This is a genomic window from Pseudomonas orientalis (assembly GCF_022807995.1).
Classification (GTDB): domain Bacteria; phylum Pseudomonadota; class Gammaproteobacteria; order Pseudomonadales; family Pseudomonadaceae; genus Aquipseudomonas; species Aquipseudomonas orientalis_B.
Map to the genome: position 1 here is coordinate 1,672,322 of NZ_CP094351.1, position 26,157 is coordinate 1,698,478.

Here is a 26,157-nt window from a genome sequence, read left to right on the forward strand (position 1 = left end):
CTGGACCGCGTTCACCCTGAAGAAACGCGGTCAAATGTGGGAGGGGGCTTGCCCCCGATGGCGATCCAACAGTCAGCGCTTTTCCTGCTTATTGGGCAACGGCGCAAACAGCGCCTCGATATCCTCATTACCCAACTGCCAGTCCCCAGTCGTACGTCCATCCAGTACACCCGCCGCCAGGTCGGATTTCTCCTTCTGCAAGTGCTGGATTTTCTCCTCCACCGTGCCCCGGGCAATCATCTTGTACACGAACACCGGCTTTTCCTGCCCGATGCGATAGGCACGGTCGGTGGCCTGGTTTTCGGTGGCGGGGTTCCACCACGGGTCGTAGTGGATCACAGTATCCGCTTCCGTCAGGTTCAGGCCGACGCCGCCGGCTTTCAGGCTGATCAGAAAAATCTGCAGCTTGCCGCTCTGAAAGTCCTTCACCGGCGTGCGCCGATCACGGGTCTGGCCGGTCAGCAAGGCGTAGGCGATTTCGCGTTTCTTCAGCTCAGCCTCAATCAAGCTCAGCATCGAGGTGAACTGCGAGAACAAGAGTATCCGCCGTCCCTCGGCAAACAATTCCTCGAGCATCTGCATCAAGCTGTCGAGCTTGCCAGAGCTGCTGCCACGGGCGGGCAGGCTGGCGTCGTTGACCAGGCGCAGATCGCAGCACACCTGGCGCAGCTTGAGCAGGGCTTCAAGAATGATGATCTGGCTGCGCGCCACGCCCTTGCGGGTAATCTCGTCGCGGACTTTTTTATCCATGGCCAGGCGCATGGTTTCGTACACGTCACGCTGTGCTTCGTTAAGGTCGACCCAATGGATGATCTCGGTCTTGGGCGGCAGTTCCGTGGCCACCTGTTCCTTGGTGCGGCGCAGCAGGAACGGTTTGATCCGACCGTTGAGGTGCTGCAGTCGCACGTCACTGGCGCGTTTTTCTATGGGCACGCGGTAATCGCGGTTGAAGCTTTTCACATCGCCCAGCCACCCCGGCAGCAGAAAGTGGAACAGCGACCACAATTCGCCCAAGTGGTTTTCCAGTGGTGTTCCGCTCAGGCACAGGCGCTGCCGAGCGTTTAGCTCGCGGGCCGCTTGGGCCGCCTTGCTGGTAGGGTTTTTGATGTACTGGGCTTCATCGAGGATCAATACATGCAAGGGCAGGGCGGCGAGGACGTCGATGTCCTTGGGCAGCAGGGCGTAGGTGGTCAGCAGCAGATCATAGTCCTGCAGGTTGGCGAAATGCTTCTTGCGCCCGGCACCGTACAGCGCCTGCACCCTCAATTGCGGGGTGAAATGCGCCGCCTCATCGAGCCAATTGGGGATCAGGCTGGTAGGCATGACTACCATGCACGGCCTGTCCAGGCGCCCGGCGGCTTTCTCCGTAAGAATATGCGCCAAGGTCTGCAAGGTTTTACCCAGGCCCATGTCATCCGCAAGAATCCCACCCACCTCCAATTGGCGCAGCGACTGCATCCAGCTCAAGCCTTCGAGTTGGTAAGGACGCAAGGTTGCGTTCAAGCCTTCAGGCGCCACGCAGGTGAAATCCTTGATGTCGCGCAGGCGCTGGGCAAAGTTGCGGATCTTCTCGCCGCCTTCCCATTGCAGCGGCAGGTCTTCCAGCGGGTTAAGGCGAATTGCATCGGCCTTGGCCAGGCGCAACGTCGTGGTGCCGGGTTCCTGCAGGTAGAACTCGCCGAGGGTTGCCAGCACCGGTTTCAAGCGTCCATAAGGCAGCGCCACCTGCAGCGGACCGTGGCCGTTGGGCAGGCCGGGGATATTCACCAGGATCAATTCATCATCGCGACGCCGGGCGAGTTTTTCCGGATTGAGGATCTCGGTGTGGGAACGCATCAAGTTGAGCAGGATCGGCAGCAGGCTCAGGCGTTCTCCGTTGACGATAATCCCAAGCTCCAGGTCGAACCAGTCACGCTCGGGGGCTTCATCGACGCTGGCGTACCAGTCGTCCACAGGGCTCAGGTCGAAACCGAAGTCTTCATCAATCTGCAGCTCCCAGCCCTCGGCCAGCAACGCGGGAGATGCGTTGAGGGTGAAGTTCAGCCAGGCGCTGTCATTGACCATCTCGAACAGGTCGCCGGCACTCTCCGGCAGGGCCTTGCTCTGGCGCGTGGCGATCTTGAAGCCGAGCAGGCGCATTTGCTCGCGATAAGGTTGTTCCAGTTCCGGATGGCGCTTGATGCGCAGGCTCTGGGTTTCCTGGCGCACGATAATATCGGCGTTCTTCTGTCCGCTGACGTAATTGCCCAGATAGTTGAACGACAGTGCCGCGCGATGCTGGATGTAACGCTGCATCTTGCCATTGCGCGGCTCGAACGCGCTGAACTCCACGCTGGCCAGCCAGAGGCGCGGCACGGGGCGCACATCTTCCATGACCACCTGCGGCAGCACCACGCGGTTATCCAGCACCGCCTGGAGTTTTCCCAGCAGTTCGGCATCCTGGGCCGCCGCCGGGTAGGCCAGGGTTTCCTGAACCTTGAGCAGCACCGCAGCGATGTGTTTGCAGTTGGTGTGCACCGGGCAGGTACAGCGGCTGTCCACCAGGATCAGCATGCCCTTGGCCGATTCGCGCAACGAGATGGTTTGCCGGTACACGTTGCCGCCCGAACCTTCGCAACTGGCCGTGATGGTGCTGTCGCCGGACTCGACGATGCGCACCCGATTCTCCAGCGCGTAACGCCGCCCGCGCTCCAGGCTTTGCTCCTTGAAGCGATTGGCCCACGAAGGGGCCAGGGGTTTGGTCAGCGATGACGTCAGGGGCATGGCGCTGGATCAGTCCTGCAGGTCGGGCGGTGGTGCGCTGGGGGGCTTGGCGGTCAGCGAGGTGATCTTGATCAGCAGCGCCAAGTGGCCGCCATCCAGGTAATTGAGCTGGTTGTTCTTGGTGCGTACATCCTTCTGGCTCAAGTGTTCGCTGGCGATCACGCTGCCGTTGCTGTCGAACTGGTTGATCCAGAAGTCGGCATCGATGTCGGTGAAACGCCCCAGTTGCAGGTTCAGTACGCCTTCGATAGGGAACTGGCCGAATTGCTCCTGGCCGTCGGTGATCGCGATTTTCACCGGCTGCTCGCCCAGGTTCTGTTTCCATGCCTTGTGCGCGAGCACGGTGTAACTGGAATCGGCGCGCAGCTTGTCGACGATGCTGCCCAGGCGCGGCGGGCTCATTCGCTCGCCCAGACGCGGCGCACCGCCATCCCAGTTTTCCGGGGCGGCGCGGCTGTTGATCACCGGCTCTGCATTCTGGCGCACCAGGATCATTTCCACCTGGTAGGGGCTGTCGGCAAAGGCCGAAGGCGCGAGTACCACCAACAACAGGCTCAGAATGCGGAACACGCGCATGGAGGCGTCCTTCAAGCAGATTTCGGGATGAGGCGCTCAAACAGCGCCTCCAGGGTATTGAAGCGTTCTTCGGCACGTTCCATCGGCACCATGAACTTGAACAGCGTAGCCCCTTCGAACTTGTAGCGGTTGGGCTGGCCCTGGATCAGCTTGATCAGTACCAGCGGGTCCACCGGTGTCTGCGCTTCGAACTCGATACGCCCGCCTTGCGGCCCGGCGTCGACCTTCTTGATGCCCAGCTGCTCGGCCTGCAATTTGAGCAGGGTCAGGCGCACCAGGTTCTTGGTCGGTTCCGGCAACAGGCCGAAGCGGTCGATCATTTCCACCTGCAGGTCCTTGAGACCTTCTTCGTCGGTGGCCGAGGCGATGCGCTTGTACAGGATCAGCCGCGCATGCACATCCGGCAGGTAGTCTTCGGGAATCAGCGCCGGCAAGCGCAGGTTGATCTCCGGGCCGCCCCCCAGCGGTTGATCGAGGTTCGGTTGCTCGCCCTTGCGAATGGCTTTCACCGCGCGCTCGAGCATTTCCATGTACAGGGTGAAACCCACGGCCTGGATCTGGCCGCTCTGGCCGTCGCCGAGCAGTTCGCCGGCACCACGGATTTCCAGGTCGTTGGTGGCCAGTACAAAACCGGCGCCCAGATCCTGGGTGTTGGCGATGGCTTCCAGGCGCTTTTCCGCGTCGCTGGTAATTTGCTGGCGCGGCGGCGTCAACAGGTAGGCATACGCTTGGTGGTGACTGCGCCCGACCCGGCCGCGCAGTTGATGCAGCTGCGCCAGGCCGAACTTGTCGGCGCGCTCGATGATGATGGTGTTGGCGCTCGGCACGTCGATGCCGGTCTCGATGATGGTCGAGGCGATCAGCACGTTGAAGCGCTTGTGGTAGAAGTCGCTCATTACCTGTTCGAGTTCGCGCTCGCGCATCTGCCCGTGGCCGATGGCGATGCGCGCTTCCGGCACCAGTTCGGCGAGGTCGGCGGCGCATTTCTCGATGGTCTTGACGTCGTTGTGCAGGTAGTAAACCTGGCCGCCGCGCAGCAGTTCACGCAGCAGCGCTTCCTTGACCGTGCTTTTGTTCTGCTCCATCACAAAGGTGCGCACCGACAGGCGGCGCGCCGGCGGCGTGGCGATGATTGACAGGTCGCGCATGCCCGACACTGCCATGTTGAGCGTGCGTGGGATCGGCGTCGCGGTCAGCGTAAGAATGTCGACTTCGCTGCGCAGGTTTTTCAGCTGTTCTTTTTGACGCACGCCGAAGCGGTGTTCTTCGTCGATGATCACCAGGCCCAGGTTCTTGATCTTCACATCGTCCGACAACAGCTTGTGGGTGCCGATGACGATGTCGATCTTGCCTTCCGCCAGGTCGGCGATGGCGGCGTTCACTTCCTTGGCGGACTTGAAGCGGCTCATCACTTCGACGCTCACCGGCCAATCGGCAAAGCGGTCGCGAAAGCTGTTGTAGTGCTGCTGCGCGAGCAGGGTGGTCGGCACCAGGATCGCCACTTGCTTGCCGCCATGTACCGCGATGAAGGCGGCGCGCATCGCCACTTCGGTCTTGCCGAAGCCCACGTCGCCGCAGACCAGGCGGTCCATCGGCTTGGGCGCGAGCATGTCGGCGCGCACGGCTTCGATGGTGGTTTGCTGATCCGGGGTTTCTTCGAATGCGAAGCCGGCGCTGAAGGTGGCGTAGTCGGCTTTAGGGTCAGCGAACGCATAGCCCTCCCGCGCGGCACGGCGGGCATAGATGTCGAGCAGTTCGGCAGCCACGTCGCGCACCTGCTCGGCGGCCTTGCGCTTGGCTTTCTGCCAGGTCTCGGAGCCCAGGCGGTGCAACGGCGCCAGGGCGTCATCGCTGCCGGTGTAGCGGGCGATCAGGTGCAGGCTGGCCACCGGCACGTAGAGCTTGGCGCCCTCGGCGTATTCCATGGTGAGGAATTCGGCCGCCTGGTTGTCGATCTCCAGGGTCTGCAGGCCCAGGTAGCGGCCCACGCCGTGGTCGATGTGCACCACCGGGGCGCCTTCGCGCAGCTCGGTGAGGTTCTTGATCACCGCGTCGTTGTTGGCGTCGGCGCGTTTTTCGCGACGGCGACGCTGCATCACGCGCTGGCCGAACAGCGGGCTCTCGGCAATCAGGGCCAGGGCCGGGTCGTCCAGCAGCAGCCCTTCGTCCAGCGGTGCGATGGTGATCGCCAGGCGCTCTTTGCTGGCGACAAAATCCGGCCAACTGTCGACGGTTTTCGGCCGCAGCTTAAGGCGTTCCAACAGCTCCAGCAGCACTTCGCGACGCCCGGCGGATTCGGCGGTAAACAGCACGCGGCCGGGGAAGTCGCCAAGGAAGTTGGACAACGCTTCCAGCGGTTGCGTGGCCTTGGCCTGGATCGCCAAATCGGGCAGCACGCTCGCCGGGAAGCGCTCGCGGCCACTGCCGGCGTCCACATCCTGCTGGCTGGCCACAACGCGCGGCCAGTTTTTCAGGCGGGCGAAGCAGTCTTCCACCGGCAGGAACAATTCGGCAGGCGGCAATAAAGGCCGGGACGGGTCAACGCGGCGCTCTTCGTAGCGGTTGCGCACGTCGTTCCAGAAGTTTTCCGCCGCCTGTTCGATGCCCGGCAGCGAGAACACCTGGGTGTCCTGAGGCAGGTAATCGAAGAGGGTAGAAGTTTCGTCGAAGAACAGCGGCAGGTAGTACTCAATACCCGCCGGCGTAATCCCGCTGCTCAGGTCCTGGAAAATCGGACAGCGACGGAAGTCCACGTCGAAGCGCTCACGAAAGCGCGCCTTGAAGCGCGTGACCGCGTCCTTTTGCAGCGGGAATTCACGGGCCGGCAGCAGCTTGACCGACTCCACCTTGTCGATGGAGCGCTGGTTTTCCGGGTCGAAGGTGCGCAGCGTCTCGATTTCATCATCGAACAGGTCGATGCGATACGGCACCTTGCTGCCCATCGGGAACAGGTCGATCAGCGCACCGCGCACCGCGAATTCACCGTGCTCGTACACCGTGTCGACGCAACGGTAGCCGCTGGCTTCCAGACGCGTGCGCATCTGTTCCACGTCGAGCTTCTGACCGATGTCCAGCACCAGGCTGCTGCCCAGCAGGAACTTGGTCGGCGCCAGGCGATGCAGGGCGGTGGTGATCGGCACCACCAGCACGCCGTGGGCCAGTTCCGGCAGGCGGTACAGGCTGGCGATGCGCTGGGAGATGATGTCCTGGTGCGGCGAGAACAGGTCGTAGGGCAGGGTTTCCCAGTCGGGGAAATGCAGCACCGGCAAATCGGGGGCGAAGAAGCTCAACTCCTGCTCCAACCGTTCGGCGCTTTGGCTGTCGGCGGTAAGCAGCAGGGTAAAGCGCTTGGCTGCGCTGGCAGCCTCGGCAATGGCCAGGCTCAGGGCGGCACCGGGCAGGTTGCCCCAGTGCTGTTTACCTGCCGCGGCAGGGAGTAGCGGTAGACGCAGAACGGGCACGGAAGGTTGAGCTCCAAGCGTTGCGACAAAGTCGGTAATTGTAACGGCCCCAGGTGCCGCCTGTCAGTTGCTGACTGTGCCTATTACGGTTTGTTGAAAATGTAGTGGCTAAGACAAACAATCGCCGGTTTTGACTCAATATGTAGTGCCAAAATGCGCGAATGTTTTGGAGGGTTACGGACAAGTCGAGCTGCTCGCCAAACGAGTGGCCTTCTGGAACCCGCGTGTTTCCTGGGCTGTAGCGGGGTGGTATTTTTTTGCAAGGGCTTTTTATTGCCTGTCGCGCATTGCTCAACGGTCAGTCGGACGACATAATGTAGCCCCTTTTTTCAGCCCCTACATGTGGAAGGTTCCCGTGACTCAGAAGCCCGACCAGTGTCTTGGTGAATGGATCGACCGTGAAGCACTCGCAGAAGCGATGATTCCGCTTATCGGCCAGTTGTACCGCAATAACAATGTGGTGAGCTCGATCTATGGCCGCAGCCTGATCAACCAGTCTGTCATCGCGATTCTCAAGGCGCACCGCTTTGCGCGCCACCGCTCTGCCGACGACAGCGAACTCTCCGTCCACGAAACATTCCCACTGCTCAAAGCCATGAGCGAGCTCAAGCTCGGCGCGGCTTCGGTCGACCTGGGCAAGCTGGCGTACAAATTCCGCAAGGAAGGCGCCGGTCGCAGTGCCGAGCAGTTCGTGCGTGAAGAAATGGCCGAGGTGGTCGGCCAGCAAAACGCCGCAGCCCGTAAAGGCACCGACGTTGTGCTGTACGGCTTCGGTCGTATCGGCCGCCTGCTGGCGCGCATCCTGATCGAAAAAACCGGCGGCGGCGACGGCCTGCGCCTGCGTGCCATCGTGGTGCGCAAAGGCGCCGAGAACGACCTGACCAAGCGCGCCAGCCTCTTGCGCCGCGACTCGGTACACGGTCCGTTCAACGGCACCATCGTCATCGACGAGGAAAACAACACCATCACCGCCAACGGTAACCTGATCCAGGTGATCTACGCGAAGAACCCGTCCGAGGTGGATTACACCCAGTACGGCATCAAGGACGCCCTGCTGGTGGACAACACCGGCGTATGGCGTGATGCCGAGGGCCTGGGCCAGCACCTGGCCTGTCCGGGTGTCGACCGCGTTGTCCTGACCGCGCCTGGCAAGGGCAAGCTCAAGAACATCGTGCACGGTATCAACCACGCCGAAATCACCGCTGACGACAAGATCGTGTCCGCCGCTTCCTGCACCACCAACGCCATCGTGCCGGTGCTCAAAGCCGTGAATGACAAGTTCGGCATCGTCAACGGCCACGTCGAGACCGTCCACTCGTACACCAACGACCAGAACCTGATCGATAACTTCCACAAGGGCGACCGCCGTGGCCGCAGCGCCGCGCTGAACATGGTGATCACCGAGACCGGTGCCGCCACCGCTGCCGCCAAGGCTCTGCCTGAGCTGGCCGGCAAGCTGACCGGTAACGCGATCCGCGTGCCGACGCCGAACGTGTCGATGGCCATTCTCAACCTGAACCTTGAGAAAGCCGCCAGCCGTGAAGAGATGAACGAGTACCTGCGCTACATGGCGCTGCACTCCGATCTGCACAAGCAGATCGACTTCGTCAATTCCCAGGAAGTGGTGTCCACCGACTTCGTCGGCTCGCGCCACGCCGGTGTGGTGGACGCCGAAGCGACCATCAGCCAGGACAACCGCGTTGTGCTGTACGTGTGGTACGACAACGAGTTCGGCTACAGCTGCCAGGTGGTTCGCGTGATGGAAGATATGGCTGGGGTCAACCCGCCGGCGTTTCCGCGCTAAGCCTGAGTGTTGAATGAAAGAGCCCCGACTGGTTCGGGGCTTTTTTGTGCTTGGGAGGGCCTCATCGGGGGCAAGCCCCTCCCACATTTGAATGTATTCACAAATCAAACTGTGGGAGGGGGCTTGCCCCCGATGGCGGTGCTACAGCCGACACATCAATCCAGCAACTTGTCGCGCAACTCATCAGACAGCCCTTCAGGTGCCAGCCAGATACCCAGGTAAGCCCTCGCCAGCGCATCATCGCTACTGCTGAACACCACCTGGCCATTGATCTCCAGGTTCAAGCCTCGGCCCGGGCGAAAATCCAGGGCGTAACGATCGCCGCTGCGAATATCACGAAAGCGGGCGTGCAGTTTGTCGATATCAGGCTTCAGGCGGGGGTTGGTTTGCTGGCGTTCCAGCGTAGTCGTGGCCGCCTTGATCACATCACCACGGTCGATATCGCGAAAGTAATACAGCGCCAGGCGCAGCGATTTTTGCTGCTCCCAGGCCTGTTTTGCGGTCAGATCCTGTGGGCCATACAGCGCCGCCGCATACACATCCGCCCAGAGATAGTTGAGTACCGCCTGGTTTTTCAGCGCCAGCCCCTCGACCTGCGTGGGGAAGCCAGCCTGCTTGAGTCGGTCCACATCACTGGCCTGGGCCGTGATTGACATCATCAGCATCAAACCGATAAAGAGTTGTCGCATAATGGCTGATCCTTGAATCGACGCTGATTTGCGCCCTGTTAGTATGGCAATACTGGCCTACGACGCGACCAAGGGTTAATGTGCGCGGCGTTGAGCCTTATATAGACTGTGCCCCGGTTCACACACTTGAGCCAAATTGTCCTTCATGCCCGCTGGCCGCGGCATGATTTAGCCAGGCGTCCAACCGTACGCCTGGCCTGTTCTGAGGAGTACGCATGGCTGTCTACAACTACGACGTGGTGGTACTGGGTTCCGGCCCGGCTGGAGAAGGCGCGGCGATGAACGCTGCCAAGGCAGGGCGCAAGGTGGCGATGGTCGACAGCCGTCGCCAGGTCGGCGGTAACTGCACCCACCTGGGTACCATCCCGTCCAAGGCGTTGCGTCACTCCGTGCGCCAGATCATGCAATTCAACACCAATCCGATGTTCCGGGCGATTGGCGAGCCGCGCTGGTTCTCGTTCCCGGACGTGCTCAAAAGCGCCGAGAAAGTCATCTCCAAGCAAGTCGCTTCGCGTACCGGCTACTACGCCCGTAACCGCGTCGACCTGTTCTTCGGCACCGGCAGCTTCGCCGATGAGCAAACCGTCGAAGTGGTCTGCGCCAACGGCGTGGTCGAGAAACTGGTGGCCAAGCACATCATCATTGCCACCGGCTCGCGCCCGTACCGTCCGGCGGACATCGATTTCCACCACCCGCGTATCTACGATAGCGACACCATCCTGAGCCTGGGCCACACCCCGCGCAAACTGATCATCTATGGCGCCGGCGTGATCGGCTGTGAATACGCCTCGATCTTCAGCGGCCTGGGTGTACTGGTGGAACTGGTGGATAACCGTGACCAGTTGCTGAGCTTCCTCGACTCGGAAATCTCCCAGGCGTTGAGCTATCACTTCAGCAACAACAACATCACCGTGCGCCACAACGAAGAGTACGAGCGCGTCGAAGGCCTGGACAACGGGGTGATCCTGCACCTCAAGTCCGGCAAGAAGATCAAGGCCGACGCTTTGCTGTGGTGCAACGGGCGTACCGGCAACACCGACAAGCTGGGCATGGAAAACATCGGGGTCAAGGTCAACAGCCGTGGCCAGATCGAGGTGGACGAGAACTACCGCACCTGCGTGACCAACATCTACGGCGCCGGTGACGTGATCGGCTGGCCAAGCCTGGCCAGCGCCGCCCATGACCAGGGCCGTTCGGCGGCCGGCAGCATTGTCGACAACGGCAGCTGGCGTTACGTGAACGACGTGCCGACCGGGATCTACACGATTCCCGAGATCAGCTCGATCGGCAAGAACGAGCACGAACTGACCAAGGCCAAGGTGCCTTACGAAGTGGGCAAGGCGTTCTTCAAGAGCATGGCGCGTGCGCAGATTGCCGGTGAGCCGCAGGGCATGCTGAAGATCCTGTTTCACCGCGAAACCCTGGAAGTGCTCGGCGTACATTGCTTCGGCTACCAGGCGTCGGAGATCGTGCACATTGGCCAGGCCATCATGAACCAGCCGGGTGATCTGAATACGCTCAAGTATTTCGTCAACACCACGTTCAACTACCCGACCATGGCGGAAGCCTATCGGGTAGCGGCCTACGACGGCCTCAACCGGCTTTTTTGAGCGGCTCCGGCCGGTGGCCTGAGCCGGCCGGGGAGACCGATTTCAGTAATTCCCGAGGGTGGCAGTGGCCAAACCGGGAAAGTCTGTAATCAGGCTATCTACGCCGAAGTCGGCGAGCCTGCGCATCAGCGCAGGTTCGTTGACTGTCCACACGGATACGTGCAAACCCTGGCGCTGGGCTTTTTGCAGGCGCTCGGGGGTGCATAACGTCCAGTTCAATGCCAGATATTCGCAGCCATAGTTTTGCGCGACCTTCAGTGGGTCGAGCCAGGCGTATTCGGCAACCAGCCCGCGTGACAGGTCGGGGGTGAGTTCAATCGCCGCTTTGAGCACTTCCCGCGAGCTTGAGGTGACGGTGACTTTGTCCATCAGGCCAAAGCGCACGGCCATCTCGCGGATTGCCAGCACAGTGGTGGCGGCGCGGGTGCGCGAAGCGCTTTTGACTTCCAGCTGCCAGTGATCGAAGTCGCATTTTTCGAACAGTTCTTCCAGGCGCGGGATCGGGCAGGGGCTGATCCAGCCCGGGCCGCCTTTGCGCGCGTCCATCTTCATCAGGTCCGCCGCCGAGTACTCGACGACCTTGCCGCGCCGGTCGGCTGTGCGCTTGAGGGTGGGGTCATGAATGACCATCAGCTCGCCGTCCATGGACAGGTGCAGGTCCAGTTCGCAGCGGCGTACGCCGTGCTTGAGGCATTCCTGAAAGCTGGTCAGGGTATTTTCCGGTGCTTCGCCTTTGGCACCGCGATGGCCGTAAATCAGGGTCACAGTTGCTCCTTTGCGCCAGAATGGCTGGCGTCGTGAATACGCATTCAGAGATCGTCGCTTTGTTCTCGCGCCAGGCGGCGTTCCTGGGCCTGTTTCTGCAGGATATAGCGCGCCAGCAGCTGGCGTTGGGCGTCGGTCATGGATTCGAATTCGGTGCCCACCTCAAAGCCGTCGCCTTTGGGGGCGCAGTGGGTCACCCGCGCGCGCAACAGCAGGCCGAGCGCCTGGGGCATCAGCACCAGCTTGACCGCCAGGTGGGTGTCGGGCGCCAGCGGGGCAGGGTGCTGGAAGTCGATGCCGCCTTCGGACAGGATCACCGGCTGCGGCGCGCCTACCTCATTGAGCAGCCCGCGGGCCATGACCTGGCTGAGCAGGTCCAGGCGCTTGTTCTGCACTTTGAGGAACGCCGCCAGGCTGCGGTCTTTTTCGTTGATCTGGCGCAGCAGGTGCTGGGCTTCGAATTCGCTGAGGTGCAATTCACTGAGCAGATTGAAAAGCGGCGAATCATCCAGCAACACTTCCTTGCTCGCCGCGTCGGGAGCCGACAGGCTTTTGATTTGGAGTGCGATCATGTCGTCGATACGGTAGTATTCGCGGCGCTCTTCTTCATCTAATGTCGACATGGCGAACCCCAGGTAACGGTAATGGTCTGAGTGTAAAGCTGCTGACCAGACCCCGCCACCGGGACGTCTTCTTTTCCTCCGAACAAGCCCCGACATGTTCAGACCTCTCTTCGTATTTATCGGCACGCGTTATACCCGTGCAAAGCGTCGCAATCATTTTGTGTCGTTCATTTCCCTGACCTCGATGATCGGTCTCGCCCTGGGCGTGGTCGTGATGATCGTGGTGCTGTCGGTGATGAACGGCTTCGATCATGAGATGCGCACCCGCGTGCTGGGCATGGTGCCCCACGCGACCATCGAGGGCGATGCGCCCATCAGCGACTGGCAAAGCCTGGCTGCCAAGGTCAAGCAGAACCCCAAGGTGCTGGCCGTTGCGCCGTTTACCCAGATGCAGGGGCTGCTGACCAATGACGGCAAGGTGCAGAAGATCCTGCTCAACGCCGTCGACCCGGCTCAGGAGCGCAACGTCTCGATCATCGACAAGTTCATGCTGCAGGGCAGGCTCGATGACCTGGCGCCCGGCAGCTTCGGCATCATCATCGGCGACAAGGCTGCGGCCAAGCTCGGTGTGGGCGTGGGTGACAAGCTGACCTTCGTCGCGCCGGAGGTCACCGTGACACCGGCCGGCATGTTCCCGCGCATGAAGCGCTTTACCGTGGTCGGTACCTTCCACGTCGGCGCCGGCGAGATCGACGGCTACCTTGGGTTGACCAACCTCACCGATCTGGCACGCCTGCATCGCTGGCAGCCGGACCAGGTGCAGGGCCTGCGCCTGAAGTTCAACGACCTGTTCGACGCGCCGCGCGGCGCCTGGGAAATCGCCCAGCACCTGGGTGAATCCCAGTACTACGCCCGCGACTGGACCCGCACCCACGGCAACCTGTACCAGGCCATCCGCATGGAAAAAGCCATGATCGGCCTGCTGCTGTTGTTGATCGTCGCAGTGGCTGCCTTCAACATCATCTCCACGCTGGTGATGGTGGTGAACGACAAGAAGGGCGACATCGCCATCCTGCGTACCCTGGGCGCCACGCCGGGGCAGATCATGGCGATCTTCATGGTGCAGGGCACCGTGATCGGCGTGGTCGGCACCCTGATCGGTACCGCCGTCGGGATTCTCGCCGCGTTGAATGTCAGCGCCGCCATCGCCCTGCTTGAAAAAGTACTCGGCCACAAATTCCTCAACGCCGACGTCTACTTCATCGACTACCTGCCGTCCCAGGTTCAGGCCCAGGATGTGCTGATGGTGGGCGGTGCCGCGTTGGTCCTGAGTTTCCTTGCCACCCTGTATCCAGCCTGGCGCGCGGCACGTACCCAGCCAGCACAGGCATTACGTTATGAGTGAATCGGGCATGAGTGAAAAAGCAATCCTGAGCTGCCGCAACCTGGGCAAATCCTACGAGGAAGGCCCGGAATCCGTGGTGGTGCTGGCCAACCTGCAACTTGAACTGCATCCGGGCGAACGCGTGGCGATCGTCGGCAGTTCCGGTTCCGGCAAAAGTACCTTGCTCAACCTGTTGGGCGGCCTCGATACGCCGTCCCAGGGCAGCGTATGGCTGGCCGGTGAAGAGCTGTCGGCCCTGAATGAAAAGGCCCGTGGCCAGTTGCGCAACCGTTCGCTGGGTTTTGTGTACCAGTTCCACCACCTGCTGCCGGAATTCACCGCCCTGGAAAACGTGTGCATGCCGCTGCTGATCGGCAAGACCGCGATCCCCGAGGCGCGCCAGCGTGCCACCGCCTTGCTGGAGCGCGTCGGCCTCGGCCATCGCCTGGAGCACAAGCCGGCCGAGCTGTCCGGTGGTGAGCGTCAGCGTGTGGCCATCGCCCGTGCCCTGGTGAACAACCCGGGGCTGGTGATGCTCGACGAGCCGACCGGCAACCTCGACTCCCACACCGCTCAGGGCATCAAGGACTTGATGCTGGAGCTGAGCACCCAGATGCGCACCGCGTTCCTGGTGGTGACCCATGACATGAGCATGGCCCGTCAGATGGACCGCGTACTGCATCTGCAGGAAGGTCATCTGGTCGCTATCTGAGTGGCTGCAAGCCCGGTTTTTCGAGGCCGGGCTTTTTTATTTTTTCAGGCGGTGCAAGCGAATGTTCAGACCGTTATCGATTTTCATCGGCACGCGCTATACCCGCGCCAAACGCCGCAACCGTTTTGTCTCGTTTATCTCGATGACCTCAATGATCGGCCTCGCCCTGGGCGTATTGGCGATGATCGTGGTGCTCTCGGTGATGAACGGCTTCCAGCGCGAAATGAGCTCGCGCATCCTCGGCATGGTGCCCCACGCTACGATCGTCGGCGTCAAGCCGATCGATGACTGGCAACCGGTAGCCGCTGCCGCGATGAAGAACCCGCAAGTGACGGCGGCGGTACCGTTCACACAGATGGACGGCATGTTCTCCTACAAGGGCGCGATGCAGCCGATTGAGATCAGCGGCGTCGATCCGGCCCAGGAAGGCAAGGTGTCGATCGTGGCCAAGCACATCGTGCGCGGCAAACTGGACGACCTGAAGCCCGGTGAGTTCGGTGTGGTGATCGGCGACATCACCGCACGCCGCTTCCGCCTCAACGTGGGCGACAAACTGACCTTGATCGTGCCGGAAATCAGCACCGCGCCGGGCGGCATCACCCCGCGCATGCAGCGCTTGAACGTGGTGGGTATCTTCAAGGTGGGCGCCGAGCTGGACGGCTCCATGGCCTTGATCAATATGGCCGACGCGGCCGAAATACAGCATTGGCAACCCAACCAGGTGCAGAGCGTGCGCCTGGCGGTGACCGACCTGTACGCGGCGCCCAAGGTCTCGGCGGACATCGCCGCCAGCCTCGGCGCGGGGTATAAGGCGGACGACTGGACCCACACCCAGGGCAGCCTGTTCAGTGCGATGAAGATGGAAAAAACCATGATCGGCCTGCTGCTGCTGATGATCGTTGCGGTGGCCGCCTTCAACATCATCGCCACCTTGATCATGGTGGTGAACGACAAGGGCGCCGACATTGCGATCCTGCGCACCATCGGCGCCACGCCTCGGCAGATCATGGCGATCTTCATGGTGCAGGGCACGGTGATCGGCGTGGTCGGCACCCTCATCGGCGGCGTGCTGGGGGTGCTTGCGGCGCTGAACGTGAGCGAACTGGTGGGCTGGCTGGAGCGGGTGAGCGGGCAGCACATCTTCAGTTCGGATGTGTACTTCGTCAGTAACCTGCCGTCCGAGCTGCAAGGGGGTGATGTGTTGCTGATTTGCTCGGCGGGGTTTGTGCTGAGCTTCCTGGCGACAATTTACCCGGCGTATCGGGCGGCGAAGATTGAGCCGGCGCATGCGCTCAGGTATTCGTAGCGGATGAGACCGCTATCGGGGGCAAGCCCCCTCCCACATTTTGACCTCTTTTCTCCTGAATAAACGCGGTCCACTGTGGGAGGGGGCTTGCCCCCGATGGGGCCGGCCCGGCTTGCATCAATCTTCCCTGGGCAACTCAATCACAAACCGCGCCCACCCCGCCTCAGACTCACAATAAATCCTCCCCCCATGCGCCCGCACAATCGACTGGGTGATCGCCAGCCCAAGCCCCGCATGCTCGCTGCTGCCTTCGCGCCGCGCCGGATCGGCCCGGTAGAAGCGATCGAACAGCTTGGGTAACACATCTTTCGAAATGCCCTCTCCGGTATTTTCCACCGTCAGCCTCACGCAGCGTTCATCGTCTGCCAGGCGTACCCGCACCTCACCGCCCGCCGGGGTAAACCTGAGTGCGTTCTCCAGCAGATTGGACAAGGCCCGGCGCAACATGCCGCGATCACCGGCCGCGTGGGCATGGCCTTCACATATCAACGAAACCTGCGCGTCTTCGGCCAGCAGCGCAAAAAACTCCAGCAACGCCTCCACTTCATCGGCCAGTGCCAACGGCTCGCGCCTGGGGGTCAGCAAACCGTGATCGGCTTTGGCCAGGTACAGCATGTCGTTGACCAATTGCGCCATCCACTGCAATTCCTCCAGGTTGCTGTGCAGTGCTTCGCGGTAATCCTCCAGTGGGCGCGGCTGGGTGAGGATGACCTGGGTCTGGGTCAGCAGGTTCGACAGCGGTGTGCGCAGTTCATGGGCGATATCGGCGGAGAAGGCCGACAGACGCTGGAATGCATCGTCCAGCCGCCCCAGCATGGCATTGAAGGTCTGCGCCAGCTCGGCCAACTCGACCGGCATCTGCTGCTGCGGCAAGCGTTGCGTCAGGGAATGGGCGGACACGCCAGCGGCGACCTCGCCCATGCGCCGCAAGGGCCGCAGCCCGCTGCGCGCCGCCCAGGCGCCGAGCAGTGCGGTGGCCAGGGCCGAGAGGCCGACGGTCAGCCAGATCAAGCGCTGCATGCGTTGCAGGAAATGCTGGTGGTGGGTGATGTCGAGTATCAGGGTCAACTGCGCTGAGTCAGGTTGGCCGGGGTTCAAGGGCGCGTTGTACACGCGATAGGCGGTGTCTGCCTGTTGCAGGCTGTGCAGGCCGGGCCCCGCGGGCAACGTAACGCCCGGTGCCTGGTCAAGCCAGCGCTGGTCGCTCGCCGTGATGCGCAAGGTGAGGTCGGGCTGATGGCTGAGGTCGGCGCGCAGTTGGGGTTCGCGTTGGGTGAAGGCGTGCGGCGAGTCGACACCCTGCAACGTGCTGCGCAGCGCCACCAGCCGGCTGTCCAATTGTTGCTGGTCCAGCTCGATAAAGTGCGCTTCGCTGGCGTGGTTGAACAACACGCCGGCGAACAGCGAAACCACGGCGGTGCACGCGGCAAACAGCAGTGCCAGGCGGCTGGCGAGGGACAGACGCTGGATCAAGAGAAGCGCTCCTCCAGTACATAGCCCATGCCGCGCACGGTGTGGATCAGCTTGTTGGGAAAGGCGTCGTCGACTTTCAGGCGCAGGCGGCGGATCGCCACTTCGATGATGTTGGTGTCGCTGTCGAAATTCATGTCCCACACCTGCGAGGCGATCAGCGACTTGGGCAGCACTTCGCCCTGGCGGCGCAGCAGCAGTTCCAGCAGGGAAAACTCCTTGGCGGTGAGGTCGATACGCTGGCCGCTGCGTTCGACGCGGCGGCGGATCAGGTCCAGGCGCAGGTCGGCCAGTTGCAGGTGGGTGTCCTGCGGCGCGCTGCCGCCACGCCGTAACAGGCTGCGCACGCGGGCGAGCAGCTCGGAGAAGGCGAAGGGCTTGACCAGGTAATCGTCGGCGCCCAGCTCCAGGCCGTGGACGCGATCCTCCACCGCGTCGCGTGCGGTAAGAAACAGCACGGGAATGTCCAGGCCGGCACTGCGCACCGCTTGCAGGATTTGCCAGCCATCACGACCGGGCAGCATCACATCGAGGATCAGCAAGTCATAGTCGCCGGTCAGCGCCAGGTGCTGCCCACTGGTGCCGTCGGCCACCAACTCGGTGGTAAACCCGGCCTCGGCCAGGCCCTGGCGCAGATAGTGGCCGGTTTTCGGTTGGTCTTCGACAATCAGCAGTTTCATGTAAGGCTCTTGGCAAAGGATGGACGCTTCCCTGTAGGAGCGAGCTCGCTCGCGAAAAACGTCAACGATAACGCGTACTCTCTGGCTTGACGCGGCGTGCTGATGTTCTTCGCGAGCAAGCTCGCTCCTACTACAATAAGCGGCTGAGCGCGCCAACGGGGTAACCTGACAAAGTTGTAATCTAGCAGTCAGCTCGCTGGCAGCGGGCTTATCTTAGAGTGCTGCCCGAGCGGGTTATGTATTTTTGGAGAAGAGAGATGGCGTTGCGTACACCCCTGTTGCTGGCGGGCTGCCTGTTGGCGTTGAGCTTCAATGCACTGGCTGATGCGTCTCGCACCTACGCGTTTGGCCAACCGGCACCGGCTGACAAAGCCACACGTACGGTGGAGGTGACGCTGCAGGATATTTCCTTCTCGCCTAAGTCCCTGGACGTAAAGGCCGGTGAGACCGTTCGTTTTGTACTGGTCAACAAAGGCCAGTTGCTCCACGAATTCAACCTGGGCGACGCGGCCATGCACGCCGAACACCAGAAGGAGATGTTGCAGATGCAGGCCAGCGGCATGTTGACGGCCACCGGCATGGGAGCCATGGACCACAGTAAAATGGGGCACGGCGCGATGAAGCACGATGATCCGAACAGCGTGTTGGTCGAACCCGGCAAAACCGCCGAGATGACGTGGACCTTTAGCAAGGCCACCGGCCTGGAGTTCGCCTGCAATCTGCCCGGGCATTACCAGGCGGGCATGGTGGGCACGCTGACCGTTGAGTAAGGCGTTCCTTAAGGGCGGGAGCAAAGGCTGGTAGACTGGCGCGGTTTATTTAGCCAGGTTTCCGCCATGCATCCCGCAGCCGAACATTCGCCGCTGGGCAAGTCCAGTGAATACATTTGCACCTACACCCCTTCGTTGCTGTTCCCGATCCCTCGCGCCGCCAAGTGGGCCGAGCTGGGCCTGAGCGCCGAGACCCTGCCTTACAAGGGCGTGGATTTCTGGAACTGCTTCGAACTGTCCTGGTTGCTGCCGTCCGGTAAGCCGGTGGTGGCCATCGGTGAGTTCAGCATCCCGGCCGACTCGCCGAACATCATCGAGTCCAAGTCCTTCAAGCTGTACCTCAACTCGTTGAACCAGACCGCGTTTGCCGATACACATCAGCTGGAAGAAACCCTGCGCAACGACCTCAGCGCCGCCGCCGGCAAGCCGGTCAGCGTGCGCATCCGCAGCCTGGCCGAAATCGAAGCGCAAGGCGTGATGGCATTGCCGGGCGTGTGCATTGATGATCTGGATATCAGCGTCAGCAACTACGAGCACCCGCGTCCGGAGCTGTTGCGCTGTGATGACTCGCGTGTAATGGAGGAGAGCGTGCACAGCCACCTGCTCAAATCCAACTGCCCGGTCACCAGCCAGCCCGATTGGGGCAGTGTGGTGGTGGAGTACCGTGGCGCGGCGCTGGATCACGCCAGCCTGCTGGAGTACCTGGTGAGCTTCCGTCAGCACTCGGACTTCCATGAACAGTGCGTGGAGCGCATCTTTCTGGACCTGCAGCGCTTGCTCAAGCCGGCGAAATTGACTGTGTATGCGCGGTATGTGCGTCGGGGTGGGCTGGATATCAACCCGTATCGCAGTACCGAGGATGTGGCGTTCCAGAACGTACGCCTGGCGCGCCAGTAAGCCTGCACACAAAACCAAATGTGGGAGGGGGTTTGCCCCCGATTGCAGGGGGTCAGACACAGATGCTGTGACTGACACTCCGCTATCGGGGGCAAGCCCCCTCCCACATTTTGGATCTGCGCTTGGCTCGCGGGCAGGTTAGATGCCGATGTTGCCCAGCGTTATCACGATGTTGCGCAGTGTCCCGGCAATACCTGGATGGTCCAGTTCAAAACCTTCCACTGCCCGATTTACATCGTCAGCGATGCTGGGTGTCTGGGTGGCCGGCTCCAGTTGCAACTGCACGTCGAATTTGGCAACCAGCTCTTCAAGTGCTTCACGTTTTTCCGCGGGCAACTCTGGATGGTCGATCAGTTGCTGGCGCACGATATCGGCCTGCTGTTGTAACTTCTCGCGATCAGGCATGACATTCTTTCCTTTTATCGATAGGCACTGGCATAGACCGCGGCACGCCGGGAAAGGTCTACGAACTGACCTGTAGATTAAGCCACCGGCGCCAACTGTGCATGATCCTTGTCAGGGCTTCTCGCCTTTGAGCCGGCGCAGGCGGATGTCGGCCAGGCAGGTGCCGAGTTCGCCGAGGTGATCGATCACCGAGTGCACGCCTAATCCATAGAGCGCCACGGTGGCCTTGCCGCGCTTGTGCTCGCGCTCCTTTTCGCTCAGCGCCTGCCATTGTTCCGGCGCCACGCCGCACAGCGAGCCGCAGGAGGCCAGGCCGATGGTCCACAGCCCGGCGTTCAGGCCCGATTGCAGCAGGCGCGGTTCGCCGCTGACCAGCACGCAGCCCGCCAGTTGTGTGATGTTCAGCTCCATCAAGGCTTGCCAGCAGGCGTGGGGCGCCGGCCAGCGAATGGTGGAAGGCGAGGTAGCCTTGAGCCAGGCGGGCAGGGCGGTGGCCAGTGGGGTGGTGACCGAAGGGGGTAATTCATCCAGCCAGGCGCAGGGCACGCCTTGCTCCTTCAGGCTGCGCAGAATTTTCAGCGCTCCGGGGGTGGCCTGGGAATCGGGGGAGGGTGAGTCGCTGCGGGCCTGGGAACCGAAATCCACCAGGCAGCCACTCAGGCCAAACAACACGGCGGTCAACGCGGGGGCAGTGGCGACGGCTATCTCGGCATGTGGCATCTGAACGTCCCTGAAATAGCTGCAACGCTATCGGGGCGGCATGACAGGTGGATGACATTCGGGTGCATTTGTAGGAATTTTGTTCAAATCATGAAAGTCGTTTCGTTGCGACTGCCTAAATCGACACTTACGTCATATACTGACGGCCTTATTCAGGGCATAGCGCCCATGACAGACCATTCAAGGAGCAAAAGCTATGCGCTGGAGCCAGTACTTCGCTCAGTTGTCGGTGTGTGCCACCGTCCTGTTGGCACCGTTCGCCGCCCAGGCTGCGACGGAAGATGATCCGTGGGAAGGCGTCAACCGCCCCATCTTCACCTTCAACGATACCGTTGATACCTACGCCCTCAAGCCCATCGCCCAAGGCTATCAGTTCGTCACCCCGCAATTTGTGCAGGACGGCGTTCACAACTTCTTCCGCAACATCGGCGATGTCGGCAACCTGGCCAACAACGTGCTGCAACTCAAGCCGCACAATGCTGGCGTCGACACCGCTCGTCTGCTGGTCAACACCACGTTCGGCGTGCTGGGCTTTATCGATGTCGGCACCAAAATGGGGCTGCAGCGCAGCGATGAAGACTTCGGCCAGACCCTCGGCTACTGGGGCGTTGGCAGCGGCCCGTACGTGATGCTGCCGTTGCTGGGCCCAAGCACTCTGCGTGATGCGCCGTCCAAGTATGTGGACAGCTACACCCAGCCGTACCGTTACATGGATGATGTGTCCGTGCGTAACAGCGTCATGGGCCTCAACCTTGTCGACACCCGTGCCAGCCTGCTCGACAGCGAGAAGCTGATCAGCGGCGACAAGTACACCTTTATCCGTAACGCTTACCTGCAGAACCGTGAGTTCAAGGTCAAGGACGGCAAGGTTGTCGACGACTTTTAAGCTGTGACGTTTTGAAATAAAAAAAGGCGACCTTTGAGCGGTCGCCTTTTTTATGCGCGCTGATCAGCGCATGTTCAAAATCTTCAGGCCCAGTTGCTGCTCATCGCCTACGGTCTTGGCCCACACCACCTCGGTATCGGCCTCAAGGCCCTTGAGCGCGGCGTGCTCTGAATCGATGCGCACGGTGAGCCGGTCGCCCACATTGAACTGGCGAGGTGCCTGCACCTGCATGCCGGAGCTGGACAGGTCCAGGCAGACCCCTGCAATCTCTTGCCCGGCGTGGATCAAGGACACATCGGCATCCACCCGCATGCGGATGAAGTCGCGTTTTTCGGCGTAGTCGCGCTCATGTTCGCTCACAGCATCCGTCCTTACTTTGGGTTGTGGTGATGAACGTTCTTATAACTCCCGGTGATTTGCGGTGTAAAGACGTTCGGCGACCATCGGCATGAGCTTGAAACCCCTCACGGATGGGAGTACCGTCTGCGCCTTAGAAGGGCACCTCTGCTTTACGGTTGTGCATGGGATAAATCCCAATGCTTTGTAGGACAGAGAGGCTAGAAAGCGAATCCAGTACGTGAGCCCGGCCATTGTCGAGCCACCTACGCCAACCTAATTCTGGCGCCGTTTGCCCACATGCAAAAAACCAGTGCCACGCTGCTGATAATCGATGACGACGAAGTAGTGCGCGCGAGCCTCGCGGCCTATTTGGAAGACAGTGGCTTCAGCGTCCTGCAGGCCGGCAACGGCCAACAGGGTCTTCAGGTATTCGAGCGCGACCAGCCCGACCTCGTGATCTGCGACCTGCGCATGCCCCAGATGGGCGGCCTCGAGCTGATTCGCCAGGTGACCGAGCGTGCTCCACAAACGCCGGTGATTGTCGTGTCCGGTGCCGGGGTCATGAATGACGCCGTTGAAGCCCTGCGCCTGGGCGCCGCCGATTACCTGATCAAACCCCTGGAAGACCTGGCAGTGCTGGAGCACTCGGTGCGTCGCGCCCTGGACCGTGCACGCCTGCTGCAGGAAAACCAGCGCTACCGCGATAAGCTCGAGACCGCCAATCGCGAGCTCGAAGCCAGCCTGAACCTGCTTCAGGAAGACCAGAACGCCGGTCGCCAGGTGCAGATGAACATGCTGCCGGTCAGCCCCTGGACCATCGACGATTTCCAGTTCGCGCACCAGATCATCCCGTCGTTGTACCTGTCGGGGGATTTTGTCGACTATTTCCGTGTGGATGAGCGGCGTGTGGCGTTCTACCTGGCCGACGTGTCCGGCCACGGCGCATCCTCTGCATTTGTCACCGTGTTGTTGAAGTTCATGACCACGCGGTTGTTGTTCGAATCCAAGCGCAATGGCACCTTGCCGGAGTTCACCCCCTCCGAGGTGCTGGGCCACATCAACCGGGGCCTGATCAGCTGCAAGCTGGGCAAGCACGTAACGATGGTCGGCGGCGTGATCGATGAAGAAACCGGTCTTTTGACCTACAGCATTGGCGGTCACCTGCCGATGCCTGTTTTGTACACTCCTGACAGTGTGCGCTACCTGGAAGGGCGTGGCCTGCCGGTGGGCTTGTTCAATGAAGCCACCTACGAAGACCACATTCTGGAACTGCCGCCGACCTTCAGCCTGACGCTGATGTCCGACGGCATCCTGGACCTTCTTCCAGAGCCTACACTCAAAGAGAAAGAAGCCGCCTTGCCCCAAAAGGTCAAGTCGGCGGGCGGCAGCCTGGATGGTCTGCGGCAGGTTTTTGGATTGGCCACGCTAGGGGAGATGCCGGATGATATCGCCCTATTGGTGTTGAGCAGGAATCTTTGATGAGTACCGGAAGAATCCAATTCGCCGAGCAAGACGGGACCTTCGTCCTCAAATTTGTCGGTGAAGTGCGCCTGACCCTGTGTTCGGCGCTGGATGCGACGATCGAGCGGATCTTCACAGCGCTGAACTTCTCGGCGATCGTGATCGATCTGACCGAAACCCGCAGCATCGACAGCACCACCCTGGGCCTGTTGGCCAAATTGTCCATTCTGTCGCGGCAGAAGGTCGGCCTGTTGCCGACCGTGGTCACCACCCACGAAGACATCACCCGGCTGCTGCAGTCCATGGGGTTTGACCAGGTGTTCAACATCGTTGACCGCCCGATCCCCTGCCCGGAATGCCTGACCGACCTGCCGTCCCAGGACCAGTCCGAGGAAATCGTACGGATCAAGGTGCTTGAAGCGCACAAGATCCTGATGGACCTGAACGAGTCCAACCGCGAAGCCTTCCACGACCTGGTCAACGCCCTGGAACGCCACTGACGGCTTCCCTATCGAAACACATACCAATGTGGGAGGGGGCAAGCCCCCTCCCACATTTAATCTGCGACTGGGTTGAGACTGGCTTTCACAAAAAAGGGCGACACCCACCAAGGTGCCGCCCTTTTTGCCGCTATCCGCTTTTACAGCTTGGCCGACAACAACGCCTCCAGCTTCTCCTGATCCCGCGCAAACTGACGAATCCCCTCCGCCAGCTTCTCGGTCGCCATCGCATCCTCGTTGGACTCCCAACGGAACTGCGCTTCAGTCATATGCACCCGCGCTTCACCGGCGTGCCCTGGCGACAACTTGCGCTCCAGCTTGCCTTCATCCGCCGCCAGCTTCTCCAGCAGGTCCGGGCTGATAGTCAGGCGATCACACCCGGCCAGCTCTTCGATCTGGCTGAGGTTACGGAAGCTCGCACCCATCACCACCGTCTTGTAGCCATTGGCCTTGTAGTAGTTGTAGATGCGCGTCACCGACTGCACACCCGGGTCATCGGAACCGGTGTAGTCGTTGCCGTTGGCCTTCTTGTACCAATCGTAGATACGGCCCACGAACGGCGAAATCAGGAACACACCCGCTTCGGCACAGGCCACGGCCTGGGCGAAGGAGAACAGCAGCGTCAGGTTGGTCTGGATGCCTTCTTTTTCCAGCTTCTCCGCCGCGCGGATGCCTTCCCAGGTCGAAGCGATCTTGATCAGCACACGGTCACGGCTGACGCCGGCTTTGTCGTACAGGTCGATCAGACGGTGCGCACGCTTGAGAATCGCGTCTTCGTCGAACGACAGGCGGGCATCCACCTCGGTGGAAATCCGGCCCGGTACTACTTTGAGAATCTCTTGACCCACCGCCACCGCAAAGCGGTCACTGGCCAGGCCAACATCGCCGTTGCAGTCCTGCACACACTCGTCCAGCAGCTTGGCATAGCCTGGAATCGATGAAGCCTTGAGCAGCAGGGAAGGGTTGGTGGTCGCGTCTTGCGGCTTGAGCTTGGCGAGGGTGGAAAAATCGCCGGTATCGGCTACGACGGTGGTGAATTGCTTGAGTTGTTCCAGCTTGGAAGTCATGGGCGTGCTCTGTCCTGTGGGTCTGATGACATTACCCGAGCGCTGGCAGGCGCTCAAGGGCGCAAATACGTTCGGTCGTTTGCGCGGGGCAACAACCTGAAAACAGCCGTTAAATACCGGCCGTACTGCTCAATAGGAGGCCAGAATCGATGGCAGGTTCAACCCAACTGCCCGATAGCGCCTTCATCGCCACTGGGCTTGCCCCAATACTGTAGGAGCGAGCTTGCTCGCGAAAAACGTCAACGATAACGCGTGCGTTCTGAATAAGCGCGGCGGCTATGGATTTTTCGCGAGCAAGCTCGCTCCTACAAAAGCCCATCAGCTACCCACTTACCGCCCCTCCAACAATTCCCCAGCCCGATCCAGCAACGCCAGCGGATCCGCCGCCTTATGAATATCCACCGACAACAACTGCCTGAACCTGCGCGCCCCCGGAAACCCGGTGCCCAACCCCAACACATGCCGGGTAATATGATGCATCGTCCCACCACTGGCCAAATGCTCAGCGATATAAGGCCGCAATTGCACCAACGCCTCCGCCCGGCTGATCACCGGCGCTTCACTGCCAAACAACCGCTGGTCCACCTCCGCCAGCAGATAAGGATTGTGATAAGCCTCCCGCCCCAGCATCACCCCATCAAACGTCTGCAAATGCTCCTCGCACTGCTCCAACGTCTTGATCCCACCGTTAAGATTGATCTCCAACGCCGGAAAATCCCGCTTCAACTGCGCCGCAACGTCATAACGCAACGGCGGAATGTCCCGGTTCTCCTTGGGCGACAACCCCTCCAGAATCGCAATGCGCGCATGCACGGTAAAACTGGTACAACCGGCATCCTTCACCGTCCCGACGAAATCACACAACTCGGCATAACTGTCCCGCCCATTGATGCCGATACGGTGCTTCACCGTCACCGGAATCGACACCGCGTCACGCATCGCCTTCACGCAGTCAGCCACCAGGGCAGGGTGCGCCATCAGAATCGCGCCGATCATGTTGTTTTGGACGCGGTCACTGGGGCAGCCGACGTTCAGGTTCACCTCGTCATAGCCGGCGGCTTCGGCCATACGGGCGCAGGCGGCCAGATCGGCGGGGACGCTGCCGCCCAGTTGGAGAGCCAGCGGGTGCTCGGCTTCGTTGTGGCGCAGGAAGCGCTCGTGATCGCCATGGAGGATCGCACCGGTGGTGACCATCTCGGTGTAGAGCAGGGCGTGTTTGGAGAGCAGGCGCAGGAAGTAGCGGCAGTGGCGGTCGGTCCAATCCATCATGGGGGCGACGGAGAAGCGGCGGGAGAGTGCGGATTGTAGGGGCATGGGGGAATCTGAGTC

At 61.2% G+C, this 26,157-nt stretch carries 23 protein-coding genes; 10 read left to right on the top strand and 13 right to left on the bottom strand.

Translation table 11 applies throughout. The features are described from left to right. Positions 1-72 precede the first annotated feature (72 nt). Genes MRY17_RS07390 through mfd form a run of 3 tightly spaced genes read right to left on the bottom strand, consistent with a single transcriptional unit; the run spans position 73 to position 6,800 of the window. Positions 73-2,763: a DEAD/DEAH box helicase gene (locus tag MRY17_RS07390; RefSeq protein WP_191955246.1), complete on the bottom strand. Its 2,691-nt coding sequence runs from the start codon at positions 2,761-2,763 to the stop codon at positions 73-75. A 9-nt stretch (positions 2,764-2,772) separates the two neighbouring features. After that, positions 2,773-3,339: a CsiV family protein gene (locus tag MRY17_RS07395; protein WP_243353509.1), complete on the bottom strand. Its 567-nt coding sequence runs from the start codon at positions 3,337-3,339 to the stop codon at positions 2,773-2,775. 11 nt (positions 3,340-3,350) lie between these two features. Then, positions 3,351-6,800 carry a transcription-repair coupling factor gene (gene mfd, locus MRY17_RS07400; RefSeq protein WP_191951380.1) on the bottom strand — a complete coding sequence of 1,150 codons (3,450 nt, stop codon included), beginning with the start codon at positions 6,798-6,800 and terminating at the stop codon, positions 3,351-3,353. A gap of 340 nt (positions 6,801-7,140) precedes the next feature. On the opposite strand from mfd, the gene MRY17_RS07405 reads away from it, so the two are divergent. Continuing rightward, the gene (locus MRY17_RS07405; RefSeq protein WP_124357522.1) at positions 7,141-8,604 is read left to right on the top strand and encodes a glyceraldehyde-3-phosphate dehydrogenase; all 1,464 of its coding nucleotides are present in this window, start codon (positions 7,141-7,143) and stop codon (positions 8,602-8,604) included. 155 nt (positions 8,605-8,759) lie between these two features. Here MRY17_RS07405 and MRY17_RS07410 read toward each other — a convergent pair whose 3' ends face one another. Further along, positions 8,760-9,293 carry a chalcone isomerase family protein gene (locus tag MRY17_RS07410; RefSeq protein ID WP_243353510.1) on the bottom strand — a complete coding sequence of 178 codons (534 nt, stop codon included), beginning with the start codon at positions 9,291-9,293 and terminating at the stop codon, positions 8,760-8,762. Between the two features lie 215 nt (positions 9,294-9,508). Between MRY17_RS07410 and sthA the strand changes: the two genes are divergently transcribed. Further along, positions 9,509-10,903: a Si-specific NAD(P)(+) transhydrogenase gene (gene sthA / locus MRY17_RS07415; RefSeq protein ID WP_043047489.1), complete on the top strand. Its 1,395-nt coding sequence runs from the start codon at positions 9,509-9,511 to the stop codon at positions 10,901-10,903. A 42-nt stretch (positions 10,904-10,945) separates the two neighbouring features. Here the strand turns inward: sthA and MRY17_RS07420 are convergent, their stop codons facing one another. Together MRY17_RS07420 and MRY17_RS07425 are read right to left on the bottom strand one after the other, a co-directional pair. Continuing rightward, entirely contained in the window at positions 10,946-11,668 is a 723-nt protein-coding gene (locus MRY17_RS07420) for a glycerophosphodiester phosphodiesterase (RefSeq protein WP_181282444.1), read from the bottom strand. Positions 11,669-11,712: 44 nt separating this feature from the next. Continuing rightward, positions 11,713-12,291, bottom strand: coding sequence for a PilZ domain-containing protein (locus MRY17_RS07425; RefSeq protein WP_124357525.1), 579 nt, complete (start codon positions 12,289-12,291; stop codon positions 11,713-11,715). Between the two features lie 94 nt (positions 12,292-12,385). Between MRY17_RS07425 and MRY17_RS07430 the strand changes: the two genes are divergently transcribed. The 3 genes from MRY17_RS07430 to MRY17_RS07440 all read left to right on the top strand — a co-directional run bounded on the left by MRY17_RS07430 (position 12,386) and on the right by MRY17_RS07440 (position 15,633). After that, entirely contained in the window at positions 12,386-13,636 is a 1,251-nt protein-coding gene (locus tag MRY17_RS07430) for a lipoprotein-releasing ABC transporter permease subunit (protein ID WP_243353511.1), read from the top strand. A 7-nt stretch (positions 13,637-13,643) separates the two neighbouring features. Continuing rightward, positions 13,644-14,327: a lipoprotein-releasing ABC transporter ATP-binding protein LolD gene (gene lolD / locus MRY17_RS07435; RefSeq protein ID WP_164484517.1), complete on the top strand. Its 684-nt coding sequence runs from the start codon at positions 13,644-13,646 to the stop codon at positions 14,325-14,327. Positions 14,328-14,388: 61 nt separating this feature from the next. Then, positions 14,389-15,633 carry a lipoprotein-releasing ABC transporter permease subunit gene (locus MRY17_RS07440; RefSeq protein WP_243353512.1) on the top strand — a complete coding sequence of 415 codons (1,245 nt, stop codon included), beginning with the start codon at positions 14,389-14,391 and terminating at the stop codon, positions 15,631-15,633. A 117-nt stretch (positions 15,634-15,750) separates the two neighbouring features. Here MRY17_RS07440 and MRY17_RS07445 read toward each other — a convergent pair whose 3' ends face one another. Both MRY17_RS07445 and MRY17_RS07450 read right to left on the bottom strand, forming a co-directional pair. Further along, positions 15,751-17,106: a heavy metal sensor histidine kinase gene (locus MRY17_RS07445; protein WP_243353513.1), complete on the bottom strand. Its 1,356-nt coding sequence runs from the start codon at positions 17,104-17,106 to the stop codon at positions 15,751-15,753. Then, positions 17,103-17,783, bottom strand: coding sequence for a heavy metal response regulator transcription factor (locus MRY17_RS07450; protein ID WP_191951377.1), 681 nt, complete (start codon positions 17,781-17,783; stop codon positions 17,103-17,105). Before MRY17_RS07450 ends, MRY17_RS07445 begins: the two co-directional genes overlap by 4 nt. 257 nt (positions 17,784-18,040) lie before the next feature. Between MRY17_RS07450 and MRY17_RS07455 the strand changes: the two genes are divergently transcribed. Then, positions 18,041-18,553, top strand: a complete 513-nt coding sequence (locus MRY17_RS07455) for a cupredoxin domain-containing protein (RefSeq protein WP_243353514.1) — start codon at positions 18,041-18,043, stop codon at positions 18,551-18,553. Between the two features lie 66 nt (positions 18,554-18,619). After that, the gene (gene queF, locus MRY17_RS07460; protein WP_243353515.1) at positions 18,620-19,450 is read left to right on the top strand and encodes an NADPH-dependent 7-cyano-7-deazaguanine reductase QueF; all 831 of its coding nucleotides are present in this window, start codon (positions 18,620-18,622) and stop codon (positions 19,448-19,450) included. 138 nt (positions 19,451-19,588) lie between these two features. Here the strand turns inward: queF and MRY17_RS07465 are convergent, their stop codons facing one another. Both MRY17_RS07465 and MRY17_RS07470 read right to left on the bottom strand, forming a co-directional pair. Further along, positions 19,589-19,855: a DUF4404 family protein gene (locus tag MRY17_RS07465; RefSeq protein ID WP_065932315.1), complete on the bottom strand. Its 267-nt coding sequence runs from the start codon at positions 19,853-19,855 to the stop codon at positions 19,589-19,591. A gap of 111 nt (positions 19,856-19,966) precedes the next feature. After that, positions 19,967-20,575 carry an HAD family phosphatase gene (locus MRY17_RS07470; RefSeq protein WP_243353516.1) on the bottom strand — a complete coding sequence of 203 codons (609 nt, stop codon included), beginning with the start codon at positions 20,573-20,575 and terminating at the stop codon, positions 19,967-19,969. Between the two features lie 196 nt (positions 20,576-20,771). Here MRY17_RS07470 and MRY17_RS07475 point away from each other — a divergent pair, with 196 nt between their 5' ends. After that, on the top strand, positions 20,772-21,461 hold the full coding sequence (locus MRY17_RS07475) for an MlaA family lipoprotein (RefSeq protein ID WP_181282452.1): 690 nt from the start codon (positions 20,772-20,774) through the stop codon (positions 21,459-21,461). A gap of 63 nt (positions 21,462-21,524) precedes the next feature. Here MRY17_RS07475 and MRY17_RS07480 read toward each other — a convergent pair whose 3' ends face one another. Further along, on the bottom strand, positions 21,525-21,821 hold the full coding sequence (locus tag MRY17_RS07480; protein ID WP_057722959.1) for a PilZ domain-containing protein: 297 nt from the start codon (positions 21,819-21,821) through the stop codon (positions 21,525-21,527). A gap of 276 nt (positions 21,822-22,097) precedes the next feature. Here MRY17_RS07480 and rssB point away from each other — a divergent pair, with 276 nt between their 5' ends. Together rssB and rssC are read left to right on the top strand one after the other, a co-directional pair. Then, positions 22,098-23,279: a two-component system response regulator RssB gene (gene rssB, locus MRY17_RS07485; protein WP_124422828.1), complete on the top strand. Its 1,182-nt coding sequence runs from the start codon at positions 22,098-22,100 to the stop codon at positions 23,277-23,279. Further along, positions 23,279-23,761, top strand: a complete 483-nt coding sequence (gene rssC / locus MRY17_RS07490) for an anti-sigma factor antagonist RssC (RefSeq protein ID WP_243353517.1) — start codon at positions 23,279-23,281, stop codon at positions 23,759-23,761. Before rssB ends, rssC begins: the two co-directional genes overlap by 1 nt. A 140-nt stretch (positions 23,762-23,901) precedes the next feature. On the opposite strand, the gene tal is transcribed toward rssC, so the two are convergent. Both tal and dusA read right to left on the bottom strand, forming a co-directional pair. Then, complete coding sequence (tal, locus tag MRY17_RS07495; protein ID WP_243353518.1) at positions 23,902-24,828, bottom strand: transaldolase; 927 nt, start codon at positions 24,826-24,828, stop codon at positions 23,902-23,904. A 330-nt stretch (positions 24,829-25,158) separates the two neighbouring features. After that, positions 25,159-26,142: a tRNA dihydrouridine(20/20a) synthase DusA gene (gene dusA / locus MRY17_RS07500; protein WP_243353519.1), complete on the bottom strand. Its 984-nt coding sequence runs from the start codon at positions 26,140-26,142 to the stop codon at positions 25,159-25,161. Between the last annotated feature and the right edge of the window lie 15 nt (positions 26,143-26,157).